General features: G+C 56.9%; 16 protein-coding genes. 9 read left to right on the forward strand and 7 right to left on the reverse strand.

The features are described 5' to 3' along the window. The 4 genes from VGK48_16320 to thiD form a co-directional block, all read right to left on the reverse strand. A partial coding sequence (locus tag VGK48_16320) for a hypothetical protein (protein HEY2382741.1) occupies positions 1–436 on the reverse strand: 436 nt, incomplete at its 3' end. A 108-nt stretch (positions 437–544) separates the two neighbouring features. Then, complete coding sequence (locus VGK48_16325; protein ID HEY2382742.1) at positions 545–1,816, reverse strand: GAF domain-containing SpoIIE family protein phosphatase; 1,272 nt, start codon at positions 1,814–1,816, stop codon at positions 545–547. Positions 1,817–1,883: 67 nt separating this feature from the next. Next, complete coding sequence (locus tag VGK48_16330; GenBank protein ID HEY2382743.1) at positions 1,884–4,040, reverse strand: tetratricopeptide repeat protein; 2,157 nt, start codon at positions 4,038–4,040, stop codon at positions 1,884–1,886. Positions 4,041–4,082: 42 nt separating this feature from the next. After that, positions 4,083–4,871, reverse strand: a complete 789-nt coding sequence (gene thiD / locus VGK48_16335; GenBank protein ID HEY2382744.1) for a bifunctional hydroxymethylpyrimidine kinase/phosphomethylpyrimidine kinase — start codon at positions 4,869–4,871, stop codon at positions 4,083–4,085. Between the two features lie 24 nt (positions 4,872–4,895). Here thiD and VGK48_16340 point away from each other — a divergent pair, with 24 nt between their 5' ends. Further along, entirely contained in the window at positions 4,896–5,507 is a 612-nt protein-coding gene (locus tag VGK48_16340) for a DUF4367 domain-containing protein (protein ID HEY2382745.1), read from the forward strand. Between the two features lie 19 nt (positions 5,508–5,526). Here VGK48_16340 and VGK48_16345 read toward each other — a convergent pair whose 3' ends face one another. Beyond that, positions 5,527–7,089 carry a glycoside hydrolase family 57 protein gene (locus VGK48_16345; protein ID HEY2382746.1) on the reverse strand — a complete coding sequence of 521 codons (1,563 nt, stop codon included), beginning with the start codon at positions 7,087–7,089 and terminating at the stop codon, positions 5,527–5,529. 114 nt (positions 7,090–7,203) lie between these two features. On the opposite strand from VGK48_16345, the gene lptF reads away from it, so the two are divergent. After that, positions 7,204–9,495, forward strand: a complete 2,292-nt coding sequence (gene lptF, locus VGK48_16350) for an LPS export ABC transporter permease LptF (protein HEY2382747.1) — start codon at positions 7,204–7,206, stop codon at positions 9,493–9,495. Between the two features lie 267 nt (positions 9,496–9,762). Next, positions 9,763–11,235, forward strand: a complete 1,473-nt coding sequence (locus tag VGK48_16355) for an AAA family ATPase (protein ID HEY2382748.1) — start codon at positions 9,763–9,765, stop codon at positions 11,233–11,235. Positions 11,236–11,504: 269 nt separating this feature from the next. On the opposite strand, the gene VGK48_16360 is transcribed toward VGK48_16355, so the two are convergent. Further along, a complete protein-coding gene (locus tag VGK48_16360; GenBank protein HEY2382749.1) occupies positions 11,505–12,074 on the reverse strand; it encodes a hypothetical protein in 570 nt (189 codons plus the stop codon). On the opposite strand from VGK48_16360, the gene VGK48_16365 reads away from it, so the two are divergent. From VGK48_16365 to VGK48_16390, 6 genes are all read left to right on the forward strand, one after another. Further along, positions 12,062–13,660, forward strand: coding sequence for a DNA-directed RNA polymerase (locus VGK48_16365; protein HEY2382750.1), 1,599 nt, complete (start codon positions 12,062–12,064; stop codon positions 13,658–13,660). The two genes, VGK48_16360 and VGK48_16365, sit on opposite strands and share 13 nt — an antisense overlap. Before the next feature lie 59 nt (positions 13,661–13,719). Continuing rightward, on the forward strand, positions 13,720–13,971 hold the full coding sequence (locus VGK48_16370) for a hypothetical protein (protein HEY2382751.1): 252 nt from the start codon (positions 13,720–13,722) through the stop codon (positions 13,969–13,971). 2 nt (positions 13,972–13,973) lie between these two features. Beyond that, complete coding sequence (locus tag VGK48_16375; protein ID HEY2382752.1) at positions 13,974–14,396, forward strand: type II toxin-antitoxin system VapC family toxin; 423 nt, start codon at positions 13,974–13,976, stop codon at positions 14,394–14,396. Positions 14,397–15,851: 1,455 nt separating this feature from the next. Further along, the gene (locus tag VGK48_16380; protein HEY2382753.1) at positions 15,852–16,289 is read left to right on the forward strand and encodes a hypothetical protein; all 438 of its coding nucleotides are present in this window, start codon (positions 15,852–15,854) and stop codon (positions 16,287–16,289) included. Between the two features lie 35 nt (positions 16,290–16,324). Then, on the forward strand, positions 16,325–17,326 hold the full coding sequence (locus VGK48_16385) for an alpha/beta hydrolase-fold protein (GenBank protein HEY2382754.1): 1,002 nt from the start codon (positions 16,325–16,327) through the stop codon (positions 17,324–17,326). Positions 17,327–17,722: 396 nt separating this feature from the next. Continuing rightward, positions 17,723–19,057: a PQQ-dependent sugar dehydrogenase gene (locus VGK48_16390; protein HEY2382755.1), complete on the forward strand. Its 1,335-nt coding sequence runs from the start codon at positions 17,723–17,725 to the stop codon at positions 19,055–19,057. A 226-nt stretch (positions 19,058–19,283) separates the two neighbouring features. Here the strand turns inward: VGK48_16390 and VGK48_16395 are convergent, their stop codons facing one another. Continuing rightward, positions 19,284–22,037 (reverse strand): ABC transporter permease, encoded by a 2,754-nt coding sequence (locus VGK48_16395; protein ID HEY2382756.1) that lies wholly within the window; start codon positions 22,035–22,037, stop codon positions 19,284–19,286. Positions 22,038–22,048: the final 11 nt, after the last annotated feature.

Here is a 22,048-nt window from a genome sequence, read left to right on the forward strand (position 1 = left end):
CCGAGGCAAAGGGTAATGTGAATTGGGCGGCCGGGGTGATGGCGCCCGCTCCATCCAGGTCCGTCAGCGCCGTATTTCCATTCAGGAAAAAGCCGGTCAGGCCCGCGGTGCTGCTGGTCGCCTGTATCCAGCCGTTAAAGGTTCCCGACCCGAAAAGATCGCTGAAGACTTTGGCCGCCTGCCCACCGGCAGGGATCTGCAGCGTGGCCGGATTCTGGCCGCCAGCGGGCGCATACAACGTTCCATCAGGAAGAAACGCCGTAAAGGTTACGGAAGCATTCGATGCGGTGGGATTCCCCACCGCCAGCCCGCTGAAAAGAGTGGAATTGGAAATGACCCTGGGGAAATTCAGGACTGTCTGCGCAAATGCATTAACCCCGAAAACCTGGACCAGGCCAAGCAGAAATATGAGAACGACCGCCCGTCTTAAAACCACAATAAATTGCTCGATTCGGGTTTCGCGACTCCTACGCGTCACCGGGATTGGAGAGGCTTACCTTAAGATGGCGACCTCTACCGAGTAAAGCCCAAAATTCGCGAAATTTTATCCGAATTTCAGAACGATCAGGGTGCTGTCGTCGTGGGTCGGTTCATCCCCGACAAATTCCTTCAGCGCCCCGCGAATATTTTCATGAATGGCGCTGGCTGAAGAGCGCCGTGAGGAGCTCACAACCTCGACCAGACGGTCGACTCCAAATTGTTCGTCCTGCTCGTTTTCGGCTTCACTGACGCCATCCGTATAGACGACCAGCACGGCTCCAGTGTCCACCATCGAAATCTCGCGTTTGAACTTCAGCCTGGAAAACAAACCCACCGGCGGCGCGCCGCCCCCGTCGAACAGCGTTGTAACACCTGCCCCCGAGACCATCAGTGGAGGATTGTGGCCGGCCCGGATGTAATGGACCCGGCGGCCGACAGGGTCCACAAGCATGATCAGCATGGTCACAAAAACCCCGGCACCGGTTGTTTCGACGAAGGTTTCATTCAGGATGGCCGTCACATCTTCGATGGCGTGCACGTGGCGGACAAGGGCACGACACGCCGCGTGTAAGGACGACATGACGAGCGCGGCCCCGATTCCCTTCCCGGCGACGTCTCCGAGGAGTACAAGAAACCGCCCGTCCTCCATCGGAAAGTAACCGAGATAGTCTCCGCCGACGGCCTCACACATTTCGCTGGAGGCGCAAATCTCAACTCCACCGTAGCTGGCAGGGATATTCGGATAAAAATTCTGCTGTATCTCGCGGGCAAGAACCAGTTCCTGCTCCATCTTGCGCTTTTCGACAATCTCGCGATGCAACTGGGCATTTTCTAGCGCCAGGCCGACATGTACCGAAACGCCGGCAAGAAATTCCTCGTCCTCTTCCGTCAGGGGCTTCGCTCGGTTCATCAACTCGAGTACGCCCACAATCTCGCCGACGCGATTCACAATGGGCATGCAATAGATGTCGTTGGTACGGAATCCAAGTTGGGCGTCGAAACTCGAGTCGAACCGGGGGTCGTTATAGGCGTCCGGAATATTGATCGTCTCGCCGGTCGCGGCCACGGCCCCGGCAATGCCAACCCCAAGGGGCACCACGATGTCCCCACCGTCGACTTCCTGGGCCACCAAAGAACGGATACGGCGCTGACCGCGCTCCGTGACAAAAACCGTGCCGCGTTCAGTCCCCACCTCTTCGCGGATGAGGCGCAGGATGATTGTCGTCAACTCAGCGAGATCCAGCGTCGAATTAAGAAGCTTCGCGGCTTCCAGAATCCGCTGCAGACGCTCGATGCTTCTCAGCGCATCTTGATGAGAGGGGATGGGGCGAGTCATATCCAATTCCGGCGTCATTAGGCCACAGTCCGGCACGAAAAGTCACATTACAAATTCGGAAGATTTATCAGTGCAGTAAAGCGAGTCTCTTCCGCACCTGCGCGACATAAGGCGAGTTCGTGGCGCCATAGCGCCGAAGGTATTCCTGGAGCGGCTGCCTGGCGGCCGGGATATCGCCCTTCATTTGCTCCACCATTGCCAGGTTCAAAGTCGCAGCGATATGGTCCGGCTGCTGCTCGAGAGTGGTGCGGAATTCACGGATGGCCGCATCCAGCATCTGTTTACGAAGGTAGGTCACACCGAGTTCGTGGTAGGCATCCGGAAACGATGGCCTCAACTGAACGGCCCGTTCGAGGCTCAAAACCGCTTCGTCGAACTGCCCTTCCTCGTTATAAAGTGTACCCAGACTGCGATAGGCATCCGGCGCGAGCGGAGTGCTGGTCAACTCCTCGAATACTTTTTGAGCGCTGCCGCGTTCCCCCGCCCGGTCGTACGCCGCACCGAGCGTCAGTTTGAACGAGGTCATATCGGGACGAAGATAGACTGCTCGTTTATAGCTCTCGAGGGCGGCTTTGAAGTCGCCCTTCTGGCTGAGCGCTTCGCCTTTGTTGTAATGAGCCGCAAATGAATCCGGGTTGATTTCTAGCGCGCGGTTCACAGACGCAATCGCCTTATCCGGCTCGCGTTTCCGAATATATAAAACAGCGAGGTTAATAAAACCCTCCGTGAAGTCGGGCGCCAGTGTGGTCACTTTCCTTAGGACTTCTTCGGCTTTATCCAACTCCCCGTGATCCAGGTAGATCGCTGCAATATTCGAATAGGCCGCCTGAATGTCCGGCTTTATGGCCAAGGCTGCCTGGTACTCCCGGACGGCTTCAGGCAGATGTTGAGAGTCCTGGTAGGCTTGTCCGAGATTGAAGTGCGGCCGGGCCTTGTCAGGCGCTTTCGCAACCGCATCCTCCCAAAGCGCAATGTTGTTGGCATAGACGTTGTTCCGGGAATTTGTCATTACTGTAAAGGTGACAAGGATCGCAATCATTGCGGGCCAGCCCAGGTTTTTGTAGTTGCTCGCGAGCCATTGAAAGGCCCATGCAAACAGGAATGCGACTCCCAGGCCGGGGATATACGCCCGGTGTTCGAGGACAACATCCGCAAGCGGAATCACGGCGTATGCTGCGATCGGAGAGACGAGCAAAGCGGTAAGACCCAGCGACAGGAGCGGAGCGCTCCGGTAAAAACGCAGCGCCATCCAGGCCAGAACTCCGAAGATCGCAACCGAAAAAAGAAATTCCGGGCTGTACCAATGATCGACAGCCGGTATCTTCGGATCGGCACTCAGGGCAACAGGCGCGACAAAACGCGGAAAAAAATAGCTGACGACCGCCGTGGCGTACGTGCGGAAGTAGGTCCCCGCCGGCAGCACCTTGTCAAAGCCGGCATTGACCAGAATCTGGTTTCCTCCCACAGTCGCATAGATCGCCCTGATCTGATCCCGGACCACGATCACGGTCACGAATGGAATCGCGCCAAGCGCCGCAATCCATCGCCAATCTTTCTTTTCAGTGCGAAGGAAAACCACCGCCGCCAGAAACAGCGGGAGCGTGATGGCCTCCTGCTTGGCCTGCCACGCCAGAAGCCCCGAAACTCCGGCAAGCGCAAAACAAAGAACGCGCAGATCGCGCCGCGCCGAATCCAGTGCCTTGAAGAACAGCAGAATCGATGCGAAGTAGAATGTCCCGCACAATTCGGACGACCGTCCCGCGATGTAAGTGACTGCCGCTGAAAACAACGGATGTACCGCAAACACAGCCGCTCCAGCGAAGGCAGCAAAGCGCGCCCGCAGCTCGCCGCGCAAGGCGGCGAGAATAATCCAGTAAACAAGCACGACATTGATGACGTGCAAAACCAGGTTGACGAGGTGGTAGCTGAACGTCTCCACGCCGCTGAAGTAATAATTCAGACCGTAAGTGAAAAACAGCAGCTGCCGCCAGCCCGTCCCGATGGCAAACGCGTCCGCAAGCTTATGCACATTCATCAGATTGGGCTGCATGACGATCTGCTGATCATCGAACACGAACTTGCCGTTCATGCCGTTCGCATACGCAATGACTGTTATTGCGACCAGGACGAGAAGATGCGGAATCGCGCTGTCGAATCCCGGACGCACGGGAGCACTGCGTTTGGGCTTTGATTCAGCTTTCGGTGAGCTTGCGCGTGCTGGCATTACATCCTAAAAAGCAGGAATAGTGAGAAGGATTGTAGCATGTCAGCACCCGAGCGACAGGGGGTCGCAGGGCCCGATACCGCTGCCGATGCCGAGACCGTTCCGTATCGCTGCGGTTACCAGATCCTTGCTCAGCCCGACAGCCTCCCGAACCGATCGGCCCAACGCGAGATGCGCGGTGATTGCGGCCGATAAAACGCAGCCGGTGCCATGCGTATGGCGTGCGTCGATCCGTGGACATCGAAGGTGGACGAACTCTTCGCCATCGAAAAGTACATCGGTAACTTCTTCGCTGCGGCCATGCCCACCTTTTATTAAAACGTTTACCGCGCCCATTCCATGAATCCGGAGCGCGGCTTCCTCCATGTCTTCGATGTTGTCCACCGGCTTTCCTGTGAGTTCTCTTGCCTCATCGAGGTTCGGAGTTATCACACAGGCCAATGGTAAAAGCAGCCGCCGGAAAGATTGGATCGCCTCGGACGTCAACAGGCGGGCGCCCGAGGTGGACACCATTACCGGATCGACAACCACGTTCCGGACCCGGTACTCGTGAAGCTTCTGCGCCACAACCTCTACCGATCGAGTGGACAGTAACATGCCGGTTTTGGCGGAACCCGGCGGGATATCGGAGAGGACAGCGTCCAATTGCTGCTCCAGAAAATCCGGCTCGATTTCCGCGACGCCGAAGACGCCCCGCGTATTTTGCGCCGTAAGTGCGGCGATGACGGCCATGCCGTAAACGCGCAACTGCGAGAATGTCTTCAGATCGGCCTGGATGCCGGCGCCGCCACTCGGATCGGAACCGGCAATCGTGAGGGCAATCTTGAGCATTTCAGGTCGATTATAATGTTCTGTATGTTTCGCGCCGCAACGTTTCTCCTGGTTTTCACGGCAGCGGCCGTCGCGCAGACGCCGCCGCCGGGCCCGCCATTCGATCCGCTCAAGCATGCCAATCCGATCGTCACCTATGTCGAAACGAAGGACTTCCGGCCGCTCGCTCCCGATAAGGTCAAGAGCGAGGCTGGAATCGACCTTCTGGGACTGGGTCAGGATGAAGCCAAACAGGATTCGCTCGAGATCGCCGACGGCCGGTATGTGAAGAGCATGATTATTTTGAACTTTCGCACCGAAGTGACCTTCTATCCGGTCATCCGGCAGAAGTTCAAAATGAAAGACGACGGCGCCGAGGTCGTGATGTACTCGTTCCGTTTTCCAAAGGTCGCTCTACCGCAAGACTTCACGCAAATCGTCCTGAACGAAGCTTCCATTCAAAAGAAGAAGAAGCCCGCAGAAATGCGGTTTGGCGGTCAGAACGCCGAGACTCTCAGCATTCGGGGCGTACCTGCTCTCTACTTCGAAAAGGACGGTCAGATCACTGTTTACTGGCAGGAAGACAACGTTGCTCATACCGTGACGGCGAACCTGCCGCGAAACGACCTGTTCGGTATTATCGAAGACCTGCTTTGAGAAACGGATATTGCCGCAGTCAGGCTGGCGGAGGCGCCATCACCAGCTTCCGGCCTTCCAGGTTTTTCTTGATCGGCTCATCCAGGCCTTCGGGGCGCGGCATGCCGATCAAATGGAAGACGTTTCCGATGTGCTGTCTGAAAAGCGAGTCGAAGATGGCGTCGTTGTCGCTGGAGAAGTCGTTTCCGAACCACCACATCCAATCGCTGCCTTCGGCGACGAGCAGCTCCTCATACGCCAGATCCCATTGTTCCCGGGGTGTTCGTTCCTTGCGCGCCATCAATGCTTCGCGGGCGCGGATAATCCAGCTCCAGGCCTGATGATCTTCGGGATGCCCGATCCAGATTCCGAAATTCGCTCCGGCCCAGGAGCCGGGCGCCAGCCAATCCAGTTTTTCGGCAGGCATCCGGTCCACAGCTTCCGATAACGTTACGGCCTCTAAAGCAGGCTCCTTCTGGATGTTCTCGAACAGGCGGCGCAGGAAGTCACGGCCACTGTTGACGTAGTAGTCCCAGGGATTTTCGCCGTCCAATGCGATCAGCACATGACCGCCGCCGGGAACTTCTTTCAATCGTCGAACCAGATCGGCCGCGCCTTCGGCGGCGGAGGAATGCATGTACTGAAAACCTATCGAGTCGGAGAGCGGACGATCCCTGAAAAATAACGTGATGGCGCCACGCTTATAGGGGTGATACAGCCGGCGGCGATTGTCCCAATTGAGATCGACGCCGGACTTGGCAAGAATGCCCTCATCGGTAGCCATCCACCTGAAACCCAGCGATGCCGCCAGCAGAGCCACATCGTTCGACACGGAACCCTCGGACGGCCACAGCCCTTGCGGAACCTTGCCGAATCGTTCCTTCATGAAGATCTGCGCGCGGACGAGCTGCTCTCGCGCATCATATGGAAAATGCATGTCGACAGGAACGTTGCCGTCGACTTTGCTGTCGATCAGCAGAGGAAGAATCGGATGGTAGAACGGCGTGGTTGAAATCTCGATGGAACCTTTATCCTGCAGCCGACGGTATTCCGGAATAATGTCACGGATCGTTTTCTGAACCAGCTTGCGCAGGCCGGCCTTGTCGCTTTCGCTGAAGTCTCTTCCCTTTTCCACCAGATCCGCCGGCCGCCGGTCATGATCCATCCAGGCGAGGCTCCACCACATTTGAACATCGCGAATGTCCTGGTCTGTGAATGAGCTGTGCCGGGATGCGTCGCTTCGCCTTTCATAAAGCTCAAAATATCGGGGAAACGGCTGGAGCATGGTCCGGATGGGGACCGGAAAGAAACGTTCCAGCACCATACTCCGCTCTTCCGGAGTCAGCTCCTCGGCCCGCTTGAAAGCCAGGTCGAACGATGCATCCTGGGCTTTTCCTTTTGCATACTCTTCCAGTTGCAGGACGAGCGAAGGAACCAGGTTAAAGGTCTGGTGAACTTCCGGGAATTCTTCGGCCAGGACCGGCATTCCCAGATAGTCCTTTGTTCCGTGGAGATAGGCCCACGGCATGACATAGCTTTGCCGCACCGGATCCTTGTAAAAAGGCTGGTGCATGTGCCACAGAAATGAGACGAGAATCGACATATTAATGCACAATATCTCTAGCCGCAGACGGGAACGACGCAGATGGGCGCATCAAACAATTTTCTCTTCCCGCGCCCATCTGCGTCATCCGCGTCATCTGCGGCTATAAAGTAAATGAAAATCCTCGACCGTTACATCTTTAAGGAGATTTTCTTTCCGTTTGTCATCGCTCTGATGGCTTTGACATTCGTTGCTTTTCTCGCCTTTTCCCGCGAAATCGGATGGCTGCTCGAACTTGTCGTCCGGCAGTCCGCGACCCCTTCCCAAATCTGGGCCCTTTCAACAGCAATTCTACCGAACGTCTTAACTTTTACCATTCCGATGGCCGTGTTGGTAGGCATTTTGACGGGATTCGGCAGAATGTCGTCCGACAGCGAAGCGATCGCTTTCCGCGCCAGTGGTATCTCCATGGTCCGGCTGCTCGGTCCCGTGTTGGCGCTGGGACTTCTCACCTTTGGGGCAAACCTTGCCATGACCGTCCGGGTGGGCCCGCAGGCGGCCGCCCACCTGAGGGACCTCAAATACGACATCATCGCGAGACAGGCCACGCTTGACGTCAAACCAAGAGTCTTCAACGAAAGCATTACGAACTTCGTCCTCTACGTCCAGAACATTGCGCGCGAAGGATTCAACTGGCAAGGGATCCTCCTGGCGGATATGACTCAGCCGGGTCAGACGCAGATCACCTTTGCCAAGTCGGGCACTTTGACGAAGGATGACGAACATCACGCCTTCGTGCTGACGCTGACCAACGGCAGCCAGCATGTTGTTTCGCCACGGGTTCCGAACCGGTACCGCTACAGCACCTTTGAGACCACCACCATCTCGCTACCGATGCCGGAAGCGCCCCCAAAAGATAAGCAAACGATCCGCGAGACATCGACGCAAAAGCTCTGGAGTGATATGCGGGCGGGAACGGCGAGCTATGACGAACATGTCGAGTTTCACAGGCGTTTCGCCCTGCCTTTTGCCTGCCTCGTGTTCACCTTGGCCGGATTGCCGCTCGGCGTCTCGACGACGCGCGGAAGCAAGTCGATGGGACTCGTACTCAGCCTGATGCTGATGCTTGTCTACTACCTGACGTTTATCGGTGGAAGCCGCATTGCCGACAACGCGCAATTTTCGCCCTTCCTCGGAGCGTGGTTACCCAATATCGCCTTCGCTGTCCTTGGGATTGCCCTGATCGCGCGATCGAACCGCGAATACGAGAACGTGCTCTTGAGCGGTCTCGCCGGCATGATGCGATGGTTTTCTGACTGGCGTAAGGACTTTCGGGCCCGCCGCCAGCGGGTGAGAGGCTGGACCGTCTCGCATCATCCGAAATTTTTCCGGCTCCTGGACATTTACGTCCTTCGCGGCTTCTGGTTCTTTTTCGCGCTCGTTCTTACGGTTTTCGTTTCCCTTTTCATCCTGGTGACCTTGTTTGAGCTGCTTCCGGACATCGTCAAGAACCGTGTCGAGACTTCGATCGTCATCACGTATTTCATCTACCTGATGCCGCAGATCCTCTACTACGTGGTGCCGCTCACGGTTCTGCTTGCAATTCTGATTAATCTCGGCACGCTGACGAAAGCGAATGAAACGCTGGCGATGAAGGCGGGCGCGGTCAGCCTCTACCGGATGGCGCTGCCGCTTCTGTTGATGGCTCTGGGGCTGTCAGCCGCGATGTATGTCCTTCAGGATTTCATGCTGCCCTACGCCAACCAGCGACAGGACGAATATCACAATCTCATTAAGGGCCGCCCGCCGCAAACCTATCGCGACCCGCAGCGGACCTGGATTGCCGGCACCGACGATCGGATCTATCACTACAACTATTTCGACCCCAATCACGATATGTTTGCCGGCGTCTCCATCTTCACATTCAAGCCGAATACATTTGAGTTGAGCGAGTGGCTCTTTGCCACCAAAGGCGCATGGTCCGGTTCAAGCTGGAAGTTCGACGATGGATGGATCCGGCGGATCGGGTCCGGCGGCGCGGTCGATTACGAACCGTTCAGCAGCGTCGACATACGCGAACTGGATCATCCGGATTACTTCAAGAAAGAGGTTCCCGTCCCGGAACAGATGACCTATCCGGAATTGAAACGCTATGTCACCGAACTCGAACAAAGCGGCTTCGACGTCAGCAGCCTGACGGTCGATCTGCACCGGAAGCTGTCCTTTCCGCTAGTATCGTTCATCATGGCGATCATCGGGGTCCCGTTTTCGTTCACGACAGGCAAGAAGGGGGCTTTCTACGGTATCGGCCTCTGCCTCGCCGTCGGAATCTTCTACTGGTCGACCTTCGAGCTGTTCGACAAACTCGGCGGCATCAACCGGCTGTCCCCTTTCATCGCAGCGTGGTTTCCCAACCTGATCTTCGGCTTTGGCGGTGTCTGGATGATGCTGCGGGTCAAGACCTGAAAGAGGAAGGTTCTAGCCGCAGATGACGCAGATGACGCAGATGGGCGCGTCACAAGGACCTCTTACCGCGCCCATCTGCGTCATCCGCGTCATCTGCGGCTAAAACCTTCCCGACTACACATTTGTCCCGCCCCCTATCCCTTCGGATAGGCCGCTCGTACAGCAGGAGTTACCGCAACAGCCCCTTTAGTTCCACTGAAACCTTAGCTTTGCAATCCTGGCGCGCCCGGTTTTGCCTTCGGCACCCGGGATGCAAAGAGCGCGGGCATGCTGACGCAAAGACAAATCTTTGAATTCGACAATTTTCGTGTAGACACCGGACAGTTCATTCTGACAAAAGCCGGCCGCAGTACACCGATCACCCCAACCGTTTTCAAGATTCTGGTGGCGCTGCTGGAGCGTGCCGGCGAAATAGTGACAAAAGAACAGTTAATGAAACAGGTTTGGCCGGACAGCTTCGTTGAAGAAGGCAATTTGAACCGGAACATCTCGACGCTCCGTAAAGCCCTGGGAGAACGGCCCAAGGATCACAAATACGTCGAAACGGTTCCCAAAACCGGTTACCGATTCATCGCGACTGTCCGATCCAGCCTCTATGAACAGGCGGCTGCGGCGTCTCGTACGGTGGATAGCGGAACGCTTCACCACGTTGTCGGCCGCGACGAGGAAAAAAAGCAACTGCGCAGCGCCTATGATCTGGCGCGCGACGGACATGGCGGCGTCGTGGCGGTATCCGGAGATGTCGGCCTGGGTAAAACCGCTCTCGTCGACGTCTTTCTGCAGGACCTCATTAAAGACGGCGAGACCTTTCATCTGGCGCGCAGCCGGTGTTCGGAATCGCTCATCGAAGTCGAACCGTTCATGCCGTGGATCGAGGCACTCAGCGCGATCGCAAAGACGCCTTCCATCGCCGGGATTATGCAAAACACGGCGCCCACCTGGCATCGCGAGATCTCACATACGGGTTCCGGCTGCGCCCGGAGGATGAAGCGCGAACTGCTCGATTTCTGCAGCGAGCTTCCGCCGGCTCATCCGCTGGTTGTGGTGATCGACGATTTCCAGTTTTCGGACAACGGCTCGGTGGACTTACTGACTTTTCTGGCGACACGTTTGGAGTCAACCCACACTCTGGTCATCATCTGCTACAGGCTGGTTGAAATGAAGATCCGGAGCCATCCGTTCCTGGGGGCACGGTCCGATTTACTCAGCCGCGGCGTGTGCGCCGAGATCCAATTACCGTTCCTGGGCCGCAAAGATATTGAACAACACATGGCTCAGAACCCGGAAGAAGGAAAAGCCACGGACGAGTACCTGGAGTTCGTTCACGCGAAGACGGAAGGCAATCCCCTGTTCGTTCGCGAACTGTTGCGTCATCGTGACAGCCGGAGCGGAGTGATTCACAACCTCATCGAAGCGAAACTGAGCCGGTTGGACGACACCCACCGGCAATTGCTGGTAACGGCCAGCGTGCAGGGCCGCGAATTCGATTCGGCCGTCCTGGCGATGTCCATGCATCTGAATCCGCAAGACGTTGAAGAAAGCTTTCATGAACTGCACGATGTTCACGGACTCGTCAATCCGATCCGTGAAGAGCAACTGGCCGACGGCAGGTTTACGGTGCGCTACCGCTTCGTCTATGCGTTCTGCCAGGAAGCCTGTTACGCATCTCTGGCCCCGACGCGCAAGGCGGCTCTGAGTGCAGCGCTGGCAGAGGCGTTCCTGACCTACTACGGAAACTGATCTGCAAGTTTTAGCCGCAGATGACGCGGATGACGCAGATGGGGCCGCAAAAGGGACTTATGATACGCCTCATCTGCGTAATCCGCGCCATCTGCGGCTGAACTATTTTGACGGCACCCTCACAAAGACCTGCGAGATCTCTAATCACAATTGTGCGATCGACCAGGGCGATCTGGCCGAAAACCCAAATGGCAGCAACCCCGTTGCCGGGATTGCCGCCATTGTTTGTGGCTTCGCGCTATCGTGCTCGCGCTTCGCCGTTTGTGATGCTAGGCGACGACGAACGTCTTAGTGTCCGTCCAATCGGTGTAACCCAGCACGCCCAGCGCGCGGATCTGGAATTGATAGATTCCAGCCAGCGTGAGCCCACTGATGGTTACCTTCTTGGCTTTGGTCACCGTAACAATCGTCGACGGCCCCAACACCCCGCCGGCGCCAACGAGCGCGTACCGCACATCGTAAGCGACAGCGCCGGTCTGTTTTTCCGGTTGCACAACAACGTCGCCGCTGTTGGCACCGCGATCGATCGAGCGGAACTTCGCTTCAGTCAACGGCTGCGCGGCGGTCCGGATTCTCGGAGCCTGCTGCGTAAAGCCGCTGGTGATGAAAGTCGCCAGATCGTCGGTGCACGCCGCCTCAGCATAGTGCCCGAGTTGCGTGTACATCTTGATCACGACCAGGCGCTGTTTATCTCTCGCACTGATGGCTTTCTTCCGGCAAACGCCTGACAACGACGGAACGGATTGCGCTGACGCCTGCGGCCGCCGACTGGATCGCCAATCACCCGTCCGCGCTGGCGTCGCTTCCCGCTCCGGTTTACCTGCCGATGGTCGTTCCACCGCGTCCCTTCACCTCTTACTCCGCAGACGGCGGCTATCACCGGCTTCCGTTGAAACTTCTGAAGCACGAACCCCGCGGGCGGGCGCAAAAATTGTTTCACAAGGCGGACTTCTCCCGGGTCTTAGTCGCCGCCAACGGGATGCAGAATACCGACTACCGTATTAATAATGCCGTCTGCGAAGTCATGCGCCGGGTCTGCGAATCGGGCCAGCTGTCTTTCGGATTGCAAACATTTACCTCCGGCGAACTTCGAGCCCACAAACAACTGATGGCCTTGCGTATGCCGCTGGCGGAGCGGTTCCTCCCGGAGCAGCACATCTATTTTCCCTGGCAGCTAGACCATCGTAGTCGCGCCTATCCTGTGCCTCCACTGATCCATCCGCAGTCGAACCACTGGGGAAAGTCGCTGCTCGAATTCGGGGTGGGCAAAGAGCTGGGAGAGCGCGGCGCGTACTGGCTGAAGATCCACATTGCGAACTGTTTCTGGAAGGGAAACAAAGTCTCCTTCGAACAACGGATTTCGTGGTTCGATCAACATGAACAGGAAATCCTCGCGTTCGCCGACAATCCGCTCGCTGCCTGCCCGTTGCGGGACAAGGCGGATAAACCCTGGCTGTTCTTCGCCGCCTGTCACGAGTGGAAACGCTATAGAGAGGAAGGTCCCCTCTTCCGATCGCATTTACCGATCAGCATGGATGGCTCGTGTAACGGCTACCAGCATTTGAGTGCCCTCGGACGCGATCCATACGGCGGAAGCGCCGTGAACCCGGTGCCGGACGATTATCCCCACGATATTTATCTCGAAGTCGCCGAGATCGTCATCAGCAGGGTGCAGATTGATGCCCAATACCGGCAAGGAGACGAGAGAGAAGCCGCCCGGCAATTGCTTGGCAAGATTGATCGTGACGTGGTCAAGCCCGCAACGATGACCCTCCCCTACGGCGTGACTCGGGGAACGATTTACAAACAGCTTCTCGAGACGAAGGTCATCCAATCCTGCGAAGACCCGAAAAAATGTGCCCGGTACCTGGCGAGAATCCTGGAGGAAAGCATTCCCGACGTCGCCGTCGAGGCCGGCAAAATCATGAAGTGGCTCCGTACCATTGCCCGCACTCTCGCGAAGGCCGGGCTGGGCATGGCATGGACCTCACCGGCCGGTTTTCCCGTGGTTCATGAGATCCGGGAGCCGAGGGAAGTCCGCCTCGCCACGGCGGACCGGAGAATCAAGATCTACAAAGAGGATCCGAATCGGAAGATCGACTGGAGAAAGCAGGTGGATGGCGTCGTCGCGCACCTGGTTCATTCTCTCGATGCCGCGCACATGATGCTGACGGTGAATCGCCTCGACAGCTGCGGCCTGCGGCATTTTGCGATGGTCCACGATAGCTTTGGCGTCCATGCCGCCGATGTCGACCTGCTCAACCGTGTGCTGCGAGAGCAATTCGTCGGGATGTACTCCGAACTGGTCATGGCGAACTTCTTTATGGAAGTGTTGAAGTCCAGTCCGGTCGGTCTCCCCTCACTGCCTGCGCCGGGGACGCTCGACATCCGGCAAGTCCTGGAGTCGCCGTATTTTTTCGCTTAGGCCTGGTAGTGTGTTATGACTCGACGTCGGGCCAGAGTGAAACATGTTAAACTTGGCCCATGAAAACAGTGACGGTTCGCGATCTCCGTCAGCGCTGGCCGGAAACTGAAAAGGCTCTTGAACAGGAACATGAGATTCTGATTACGCGCGATTCTAAGCCGGTCGCGAAGCTCGTTCGCTATACGGAGCCGGACAAACCTCGGAAACGCTTCGACCCGGTGTCCCACGCAAAATGGCAGCGGAAGATGAGTCACGGCAAAGTGACCCGGTGGGTGGATGAGGGATTGGTCAAAGAGCGGGATGAACGCTGACCGTGAGTTATATTGACAGCAGTTCCCTGCTAAAAACACTTTGGGAAGAGCCGGAAAGCCAGTCCGTTCGCGAGGCCATCGCACGCGAACAGCAGGTTGTGGTTTCGACGCTTGTCGAACTCGAAACTGAGGTTCAGCTCCGGGCAAAATGGCTCTCCGGCGCAGTCACCAAAAAACGCTACGAAGCCTATCGCTCGAAGCTTGCGTCTTTTCGGCAAATAGCGCCTTTCGAATTTCGTCCTCTTTCGGGAGCCATATTTGAATTAGCGATTCAGCAACATCTTTCCGGCGAGTTTCATTGCAGGACCTTAGACCGGTTGCATCTGGCCGCTATGAACGAGTTGCGATTGCGCCGCCTCCTCACCAATGACGTCAAGCAAGCCAAGGCTGCGAGGTCTCTAGGCTACGAAGTCGTTTTACCCTAGAATTCCCCGCTTACTCAATGGCTTCCAGGCGCGCATCGAACACAGGCGCGCGGTGGACGCAAATGGTATTTCTCCCGAAAGTCCTCCGTATTCCCCGAGAAATCGTGAGAATTTCAAGCGTGCGTAACTATCAAGGAAAACGGCGCCATCGAGGCAAGCAAAATCGCTTAGGCCGGCGTGCTTGACAGCTATGAATCGTATTTAGATTCCGCGATAAACTTCACGGCGGTGACGCACATAGTGGACAATCACTTCTTTTGCGTCTGCATCAACCCCATACACGATTCTGTAATCGCCGACTCTCAGGCGATAGAGCCCCTCGGAGCCCTCAAGCTTTATTGCCTGCCGCGGAAAGGGTTCATTCTTTAAGCTTTCGCATCGTTGCCAGATTCGGGGAATTAATTGCTTGGGAAGGCTTGAAAGGTCTTTCTCGACCGATTTTTTGAAAACGACTTTATAGCCGGGCATCCTTTTTCAGTCGTTGTTTCAATTCAGCCAATGAGATTGTCGGTTCCGACCGTCGCTCTGCCACGACAGCTAAATCGTGAAGGTCTTCCATCAATTTCCGATAACGTCGCAATGACAACACGACTCCAGTCTTTCTTCCTTTCGAGTCGGTAATGAATTTTTCGATAGCGCTCATGAATTGCTTCCTTCTCCTGAATTATATCTGTCCGAGTGAAATTTCTGTCGCCTTCAGGCTATGAGCGGCTAAAAACCTTATTCGCCAGCGGAACCGGCAGAGCCTTGAAAAATCACGGTCAGCGGGATGAAAACGGAACTGCTATGGGGCTGCTGGGGACAGACTCCAAATTCAATGACCGTCAGAATTCGGAGTCTGTCCCCTAATTTTAGACAGTGAGCTTTTGAACGTCGCCCATCAGCTTCGCGATCTTGTCGCTCGTCCAGGACGGGTCAGTGAATTCCATTCCGATGAATGGATGCTGCAGCCATTCCATGAAAAAGTCATTGTTGGCTGGTTCTGCCTCGATACACTCAACCCGATACCGACACGAAGATCCTGCTCCACAAACTCCGAATGGATTTGCCGGCTCAACCGCCCCCGCGCATCACCGCCAACCCCGCGGCTGCCTCGCCTTTACTTGCATCGACTCGATGACCTTGCCCCATGGTTTTGTAGTGAAGACCTACGCCTAACGTTTACTGAATCGAAAGCACTTACGTGGCTATTTCCCCTTGAACTGCGCTGGGGATGTCTTGTCTTGGAGATCTATTAAAAGTCCGAGCCTGAGAGGCCGAGATTTTATCGTGAGGCTGCCGATCATCAGCCGTCATTTTAGTCTTCCCGCGGATAAACGCAATGAAGGGCAAGGTCAATGCGTTCCCCTTTTGGGGGAATGCCTTCCCCCAGCCTTCGGAACCTGGGCGGGAAATCTCTCGACGTCACCGCAATTCGATTCGAGTACCATTGCGCGAGCAATCCAGGAGGCGTACATGGTTCGAATATCGAAGTTCTGGGTACTTCTTGTTCTCCTGTCATCCGTCCAACTCGTTCACGCGCAGGCGCGGGACACGATCGCGATCATGCGGACGCGGTACAACACGTTCAAGACTCAGGCCAAGCCGGCAGGTGACACCAAGGCAAAGTTCGACGCGCTCGACGCAGACATTGCTCGCGCCGCGCGGCTTGGCCGGACGGGAGAATTGCGGCGGCTATACACCCAGGGCATTGCGCTCGCGCAGAACAGGCCGTGGAATGCCGACGTCGAATTTGCCTCATCGCTGGCACTGAAGACAGAACACACGTTCGTCGATCCGGCTGCGCCGGCCCCGTTCCGGCTCGCCCAGATTTATACGCCGTCTCTGGAACTCAGCGAGCCTCTTTCGATGCGCGTGACGCTGCAAAAACCCGGAGCAACGGCGAGAAACTGAAGGACGCCGGTACGTTCACGAATCTGAGCCGGGACTTGATCGATAGTCCTTTCCGGTTCAATGTCGACTTCTCCGGAATCGAAGGCCGGGCGGTTGTCCGCGCGGAACTGCTCGAGAACGGACGCTCTCTCGGCGCCACGACGCTGACCATGGAAGTTCACAAAGGACTCCACGACCGTTTGAGCCGGCTTGATGCGAAGAACGCCGACGTTCAATATCCCGTGGCCACCATCGCCAGCGTGGATCGCGGTGACATCGCGGCCGGCACTTTCGATTATGAGAAGGAAATGGGGCTTGCGGAATCCGCCATGGCCGCCGTCAAGTCTGCCAGGGATCCGTTCGCCGGAAAGACCGGCGATTTCAAGCGGCACTATTTCTTCGAAGAGGCCGGCGAGGTGATGCCCTATCACGTCTATGTTCCGTCCTCTTATACGGGTGATCGCGCCTATCCGCTGATCATCGCGCTGCACGGGAACGGACTGACCGAGGATTACTTTTTCACCGGGCTTGGCGCCAACGGGATTCAGAAACTTGCCGAAGAGCGCGGTTACATCATTGCCGCGCCCCTCGGCTATCGCGTCGACGGCGGTTATGGCTATAACAACGGCTCGCGGCCGGCGGAGGATCTTCCCAAGCTCCAGCTCAGCGAGAAGGACGTGATGCACGTCCTCGACCTGATGAAAAAAGATTACAAGATCGATGACAGCCGCATTTACATCGGCGGCCATTCGATGGGTGGTTCGGGCTCATGGTATCTCGGTCCGAAGTACTCGCAGATCTGGGCAGGCATGGCGATGTTTGCCGGCGGAGTCACGCCGGAATCGGCGCCCCAGGTGAAGAACATTCCGCAGTTCGTCGTGCATGGCGATGCCGACACGACCGCTCCTATCGAGCGTTCCCGCACCATGGTCGCCGAACTGAAACGGCTCGGGGTGGAGCATCAATACGTGGAAGTGCCCGGAGGAACGCACGGCGGCGCTGTCGCGCCAAACCTGAAAGGCATGTTCGACTTCTTCGACGTACATAAGAGGAAGTAGCTGCGTCGCGCCGGGGGAATTCTCCCGATCCTGGTACCACGATGTTGAAATCGCTTAACGTTCATGCAGAATCCGGTCAGCGTCAGCGGATTTCCGCTCCGCCTTCCATCTTCGGAATTCCAAAATGTCCAGCAAGGTGCATCAGATCCAGCGGACTGATTGAGCCAGACACCGAAACGAAAGCGACCTGATCGGCTCAGGTGATAAGTAAGGCAATGTTGCGGATTGTGAGGTGGTCGAGGTGGATCCAGAGGTCGGTTTCGCCGGGATATCCGTATTCACGACGACCTCGCGAATATGAAATACGCAGCAACAGTCAGACGTACTACTGGACAATTGGTTTGATGGAAATCCGGTGACAGTCACCGGATTTCCAGGTAATCTCGCCCATACCCGATGATGAAACGCTTATGGATGTTGACCGCTTGCATGGCGATGATTCCGGCGGCGCTCTCTGCTCAAACGCCGCCTCGCCGCGCTCCGGCCTACAATACGGTGGAAGGCCAACCGATCGAAAGCCGCAGACCAAACAATCCTAACGAGGTCCCCGCCCTCCCGGGCCAGACTCACGCGCCTTATCACCGGACCGCGCCCTTCAACGTGACAGTGCTGCTCGACAATATGCACGTGCCCTACAGCCTCGGATTTCTGCCCGACGGAAATATCCTTCTGGTCTTGAGGCTGCCGGGCGAAATGCGCATTCTCGACAAGGCGGGCAAACTCTCCGCGCCGCTGAATGGCTTGTCGGCGTTGACCACGGCCAAGGATTTCGGTCTTCTCGACCTTGCCCTCGATCCGGATTTCGGCACCAATCACCGGATATTTTTCACCACCTTCGATTATCTCCCGGTAACGCCCGGCGGCTCTCCGGAGACCGACAGCAACACCAATGTCGCAAGCGCGCGGCTTGATGAAGCGAACCTCGCCCTTACAGACGTCAAGGTCATCTTCCATTCCAAGCCCTACCTCCCGTCTACCAGGCTCGGGGGCAAGACCGGCGGGCGCCTCGCAATCGCGCGCGATGGGACACTCTTCGTGTCATTCGGAGACCGCGACGATGACGATGTGCCATGGGATGTGGCACAAAAGCTGGACAATGACCTTGGCAAGATCATTCACATCACCGCTGATGGCGCGCCCGCGCCCGGCAATCCCTTTGTCGGCGAGCCAGAAGCACTACCTGAAATCTGGGCGTACGGCTTGCGCAACCCCGAAGGACTGACGTTCGATCCGAAAACGGGAGAACTGTGGAGTAGCGACATCGGTCCGGAAGGCGGCGACGAAATCAATATCATCAAGAGAGGCGCGAATTACGGCTGGCCCGTGATTACTTATGGAATCGAGTATACCCGAGCCGCCTATCCCATCGGCGACAACGGCATCAGGGTCGGCAACGGTTACACGCGCAAAGACGGGATGGAGCAGCCGGTCTATTACTGGGACCCGTCCTTCACGCCGTCAGGACTCACTTTCTACCAGGGAGACCTGTTTCCACAGTGGAAGAATAGCCTGTTGAGCGGCGCCTTGAGCGGGCAGACCCTCGACCGTCTGGAAATCCGTGGCGAAAAGGTCGCCAACGAGGAAGCCTTGCTGACGGATATGAATACCCGCATCCGCGACGTACGGGTCGGACCAGACGGCGCGGTTTATGTGCTCACCGATAGCGGCACCGGCAATCCCAATCCCAACACGCCCTGGACGAGCAAGCTGCTCAAGCTCACGCCGAAATAGGCGGCCAGCCACCATAATCCTCACGTTCCAGTCAGTTCAGGGTATCGGTGTCCTGAAAATGCTTAATCTTCATGGAATGAATGACCGGTCAAAAAACGCATTGTGGACCGTTGTCCATCTGACAGCGGTATAACCCGCAGATAGCTCCCGCCCGCCTCTGGTATTTGCACCCGACACCGATCCTCCCCTACAAACATCAAGCCTGCCCACCGGTTTTTCAAAGCCTTCAGTCGTAGTGGAGCGCCACCATCGGATCCACCCGGGAGGCGCGGCGAGCCGGAAGGTACGCCGCAATGGCGGAAACGGCAATGATGGTAAGGCCGGCAAGGCTGATGGTCAGACTGTCGTTGGGGCCGAGGCCGTAAAGCAGAGACGAGATGAAGCGGCCCGCGCCCCACGATGCCGCGAGTCCGATCAGCACGCCGATGGCAACCAGAGAGAGCGATTCACGCATGACCATGTACACCACAGAGGATCGTTCCTGGCCAAGGGCAATGCGGATGCCGATTTCGTTCGCGCGTGAAGTGACGTTATACGACATCAGGCCGAAAAGCCCGATGGATGCAATCACCAGCGACAGGGTCCCGAACAGCGTGTAAGCCCGGGCGAACAGTCTCTCCTGTTCAAAGAGGCCGTCCATTTCCTCCATTTGTGTCGACATTTTCGTGACGGCCAGATTCGGATCGACCTCTCGGACCGCGTCCCGAATCACCGGGGCGAAGCCGGACGGATCCAAAGCCGTCCTCACCTCAAAGCTTGCCGGTCCGAGTTGGTTTTGCCATGCCGGAACATAGATCGTCGGAGGCGACGTGCCGCGGACATTATCGTATTTCGCGTCCCGGACGACACCGACAATCTCCAGCAGCGTCTTCGTTTCAGGCGAGTAGCCGCAGCGCTTGCCGATCGGGCCTTCATTCGGAAAGAATTTGCGCGCCGCCGCCTCATTGAAGATTGCGACTTTCGGAGCAGTAGCCGCATCGCCTGATGTAAACATCCGGCCAGCAAGGAGGGGTATTCCGACAACATCGAAAAAGTTTTCGTCCACCTCCAGGTGATGGATCGCACTCTGTGGTCCCTCCGGATACGAGCGGCCTTCCACGAAAATGTCGTCTGATATCTGGCCGCCCGTAAGCAATGCGATATCGGAGAATGTCGCCGCACGTACGCCGGGAACCCCCTGCAGTCTCTCCAGGATTTCTCGATACCTCGATGCAATCTTCGCATCATCGTAACGATTCAGCCGCGGATCGACTTCAAACAAGACGATGTTGTTCGGATTAAACCCGACGTCGGCCTGGCGAAGGTTCCGGAGGGTCTGCATAAACAAGCCCGCGCCAATCAGCAGAATTAACGAGATCGCCACCTGAGCAACCAGGAGTGATTTACTGAGAAGTCCATTGGACCGCACGATGGTGCGGCTGTTTTCTTTAAGAGCGGCCCCGGACCGGTCCGCTGTGGTGCGGAATGCGGGCATCACTCCAAACAGCACGCCGGCAGCAAACGCGAGCACAAATACGAACAGAAAAAACCGCCAATCGAGCGGCGCCTCAGCGGCAGGCCCCGGTAGTAGTTGTTTGCCCCAGTACGCGGCGAACATGCCGAGAACGGCCCCCATCGATGCCAGCAATACGCTTTCAGTCAGCACCTGGCGAATAAGGCGTATCCGGGTCGCGCCGATCGACAATCGGATGGAGATTTCCTTTTGCCGTGCGGCGGCCCGGGACAGTAACAGATTCGCGACATTGGCGCATACGATCAGAAGCACAAGGACGACAACAACCGACAGGATGCCGGCCTGGCGAAGCGCAGTCGAATACACGTCATAGGTGCCGTGGCTCGCGGAACTGATCCGCAGGTGCGGGACATCGAGTCGATTACGATTTCGGGATGTCTCCCGTTGTTCAGGAGTCAGAGACTCGATGTAGGCATTCAAATGCGCATGCGTCGTATTCTCGAAAACCGTTTCGAGATTCGCCTGAACTTGTTGCGCGGTTGTTCCCGGCTTCAATCTTCCGACAATCTGGAGCCACCAGTTCGTACCCTGGCTCAGGAACGGGCGGCCCGGAATGGCGGGACTCACCTGGGCGGTCATCGCCAGAGGGAACGAAACATCCGGCGCGTGATTGACGGCATATTGGATACCCGTAAAGTCCGGCGCGATGACACCGACGATGGTCACCGGAACATTGGCGGCCGTGACGATCTTACCGACGATCTTCGGATCTCCGCCGAAACGGCGTTTCCAGTATCCAGCGCTGATCACTGCGGCAGCCTGGGCATCCGGCCGGTCGTCGTCTGCGGTCAGTGTCCTGCCCGCCACTGCCTTTACGCCAAGAACGCGAAAGTAATTTCCGGACACAATAAAGGCGGAAGCAATTTCTCCCTGTCCATCGGCAACGACGTTCACGCTGCCCATCGGGGAGAATGCGATCACGTCCACTAACGTTTGATTATTCGCTTGGAACTGCTGGTACATGGGATACGGGAAGGTGGTGCCGGCATCCTCTTCGCCGTCTTTGGCATAACCGTACTCGCCGCGGCTCGTCAGCGCGTCATTCTTTCCGATCCACCGGAATCGCACCAGCTCGTCCGGTTTATTCACCGGAACCTTTTGCAGTAACAGACCATTGATCCCGCTGAAAATGGCGGCATTCGCGCCGATGCCGAGCGCAAGGATGATGACGGCAACGATGGTGAAGCCGGGATTCCGGCTCAACATCCGCAGACCAAAGCGCACATCCTGGAGCAGCGATTCGACGGCGTTCCCGGCCCAGACATCGCGGGTATTCTCCGCCACCAGATCTACGCTCCCGAGTTCCCTCAGCGCATTCGTGCGTGCCGCTTCCGGTGATTCGCCGGCCGCGATCCGCCGTTGGGTCTCCATCGCGAGATGCGACCGAATTTCCTCATCCAGATCTGCGTGCAACTGCCGGCGGCCGAAGAGATCCAACCATTTCAGACGTAAACGTTGCCAGTCCACTGCCTGCCTCC

The sequence above is a fragment of the Terriglobia bacterium genome (assembly GCA_036496425.1).
Lineage (GTDB): Bacteria > Acidobacteriota > Terriglobia > 20CM-2-55-15 > 20CM-2-55-15 > 20CM-2-55-15.

What these genes read in the sequence shown, in the direction of transcription:
- VGK48_16330 (HEY2382743.1), bottom strand. Translation starts at nt 4,040, where the DNA reads ATGCCAGCACGCGCAAGCTCACCGAAAGCTGAATCAAAGCCCAAACGC.
- VGK48_16370 (HEY2382751.1), top strand. Translation starts at nt 13,720, where the DNA reads ATGAAAACAGTGACGGTTCGCGATCTCCGTCAGCGCTGGCCGGAAACT.
- VGK48_16340 (HEY2382745.1), top strand. Translation starts at nt 4,896, where the DNA reads ATGTTTCGCGCCGCAACGTTTCTCCTGGTTTTCACGGCAGCGGCCGTC.
- lptF (HEY2382747.1), top strand. Translation starts at nt 7,204, where the DNA reads ATGAAAATCCTCGACCGTTACATCTTTAAGGAGATTTTCTTTCCGTTT.
- VGK48_16325 (HEY2382742.1), bottom strand. Translation starts at nt 1,816, where the DNA reads ATGACTCGCCCCATCCCCTCTCATCAAGATGCGCTGAGAAGCATCGAG.
- VGK48_16365 (HEY2382750.1), top strand. Translation starts at nt 12,062, where the DNA reads ATGGTCGTTCCACCGCGTCCCTTCACCTCTTACTCCGCAGACGGCGGC.
- VGK48_16380 (HEY2382753.1), top strand. Translation starts at nt 15,852, where the DNA reads ATGGTTCGAATATCGAAGTTCTGGGTACTTCTTGTTCTCCTGTCATCC.
- VGK48_16390 (HEY2382755.1), top strand. Translation starts at nt 17,723, where the DNA reads ATGATGAAACGCTTATGGATGTTGACCGCTTGCATGGCGATGATTCCG.
- VGK48_16355 (HEY2382748.1), top strand. Translation starts at nt 9,763, where the DNA reads ATGCTGACGCAAAGACAAATCTTTGAATTCGACAATTTTCGTGTAGAC.
- thiD (HEY2382744.1), bottom strand. Translation starts at nt 4,871, where the DNA reads ATGCTCAAGATTGCCCTCACGATTGCCGGTTCCGATCCGAGTGGCGGC.
- VGK48_16345 (HEY2382746.1), bottom strand. Translation starts at nt 7,089, where the DNA reads ATGTCGATTCTCGTCTCATTTCTGTGGCACATGCACCAGCCTTTTTAC.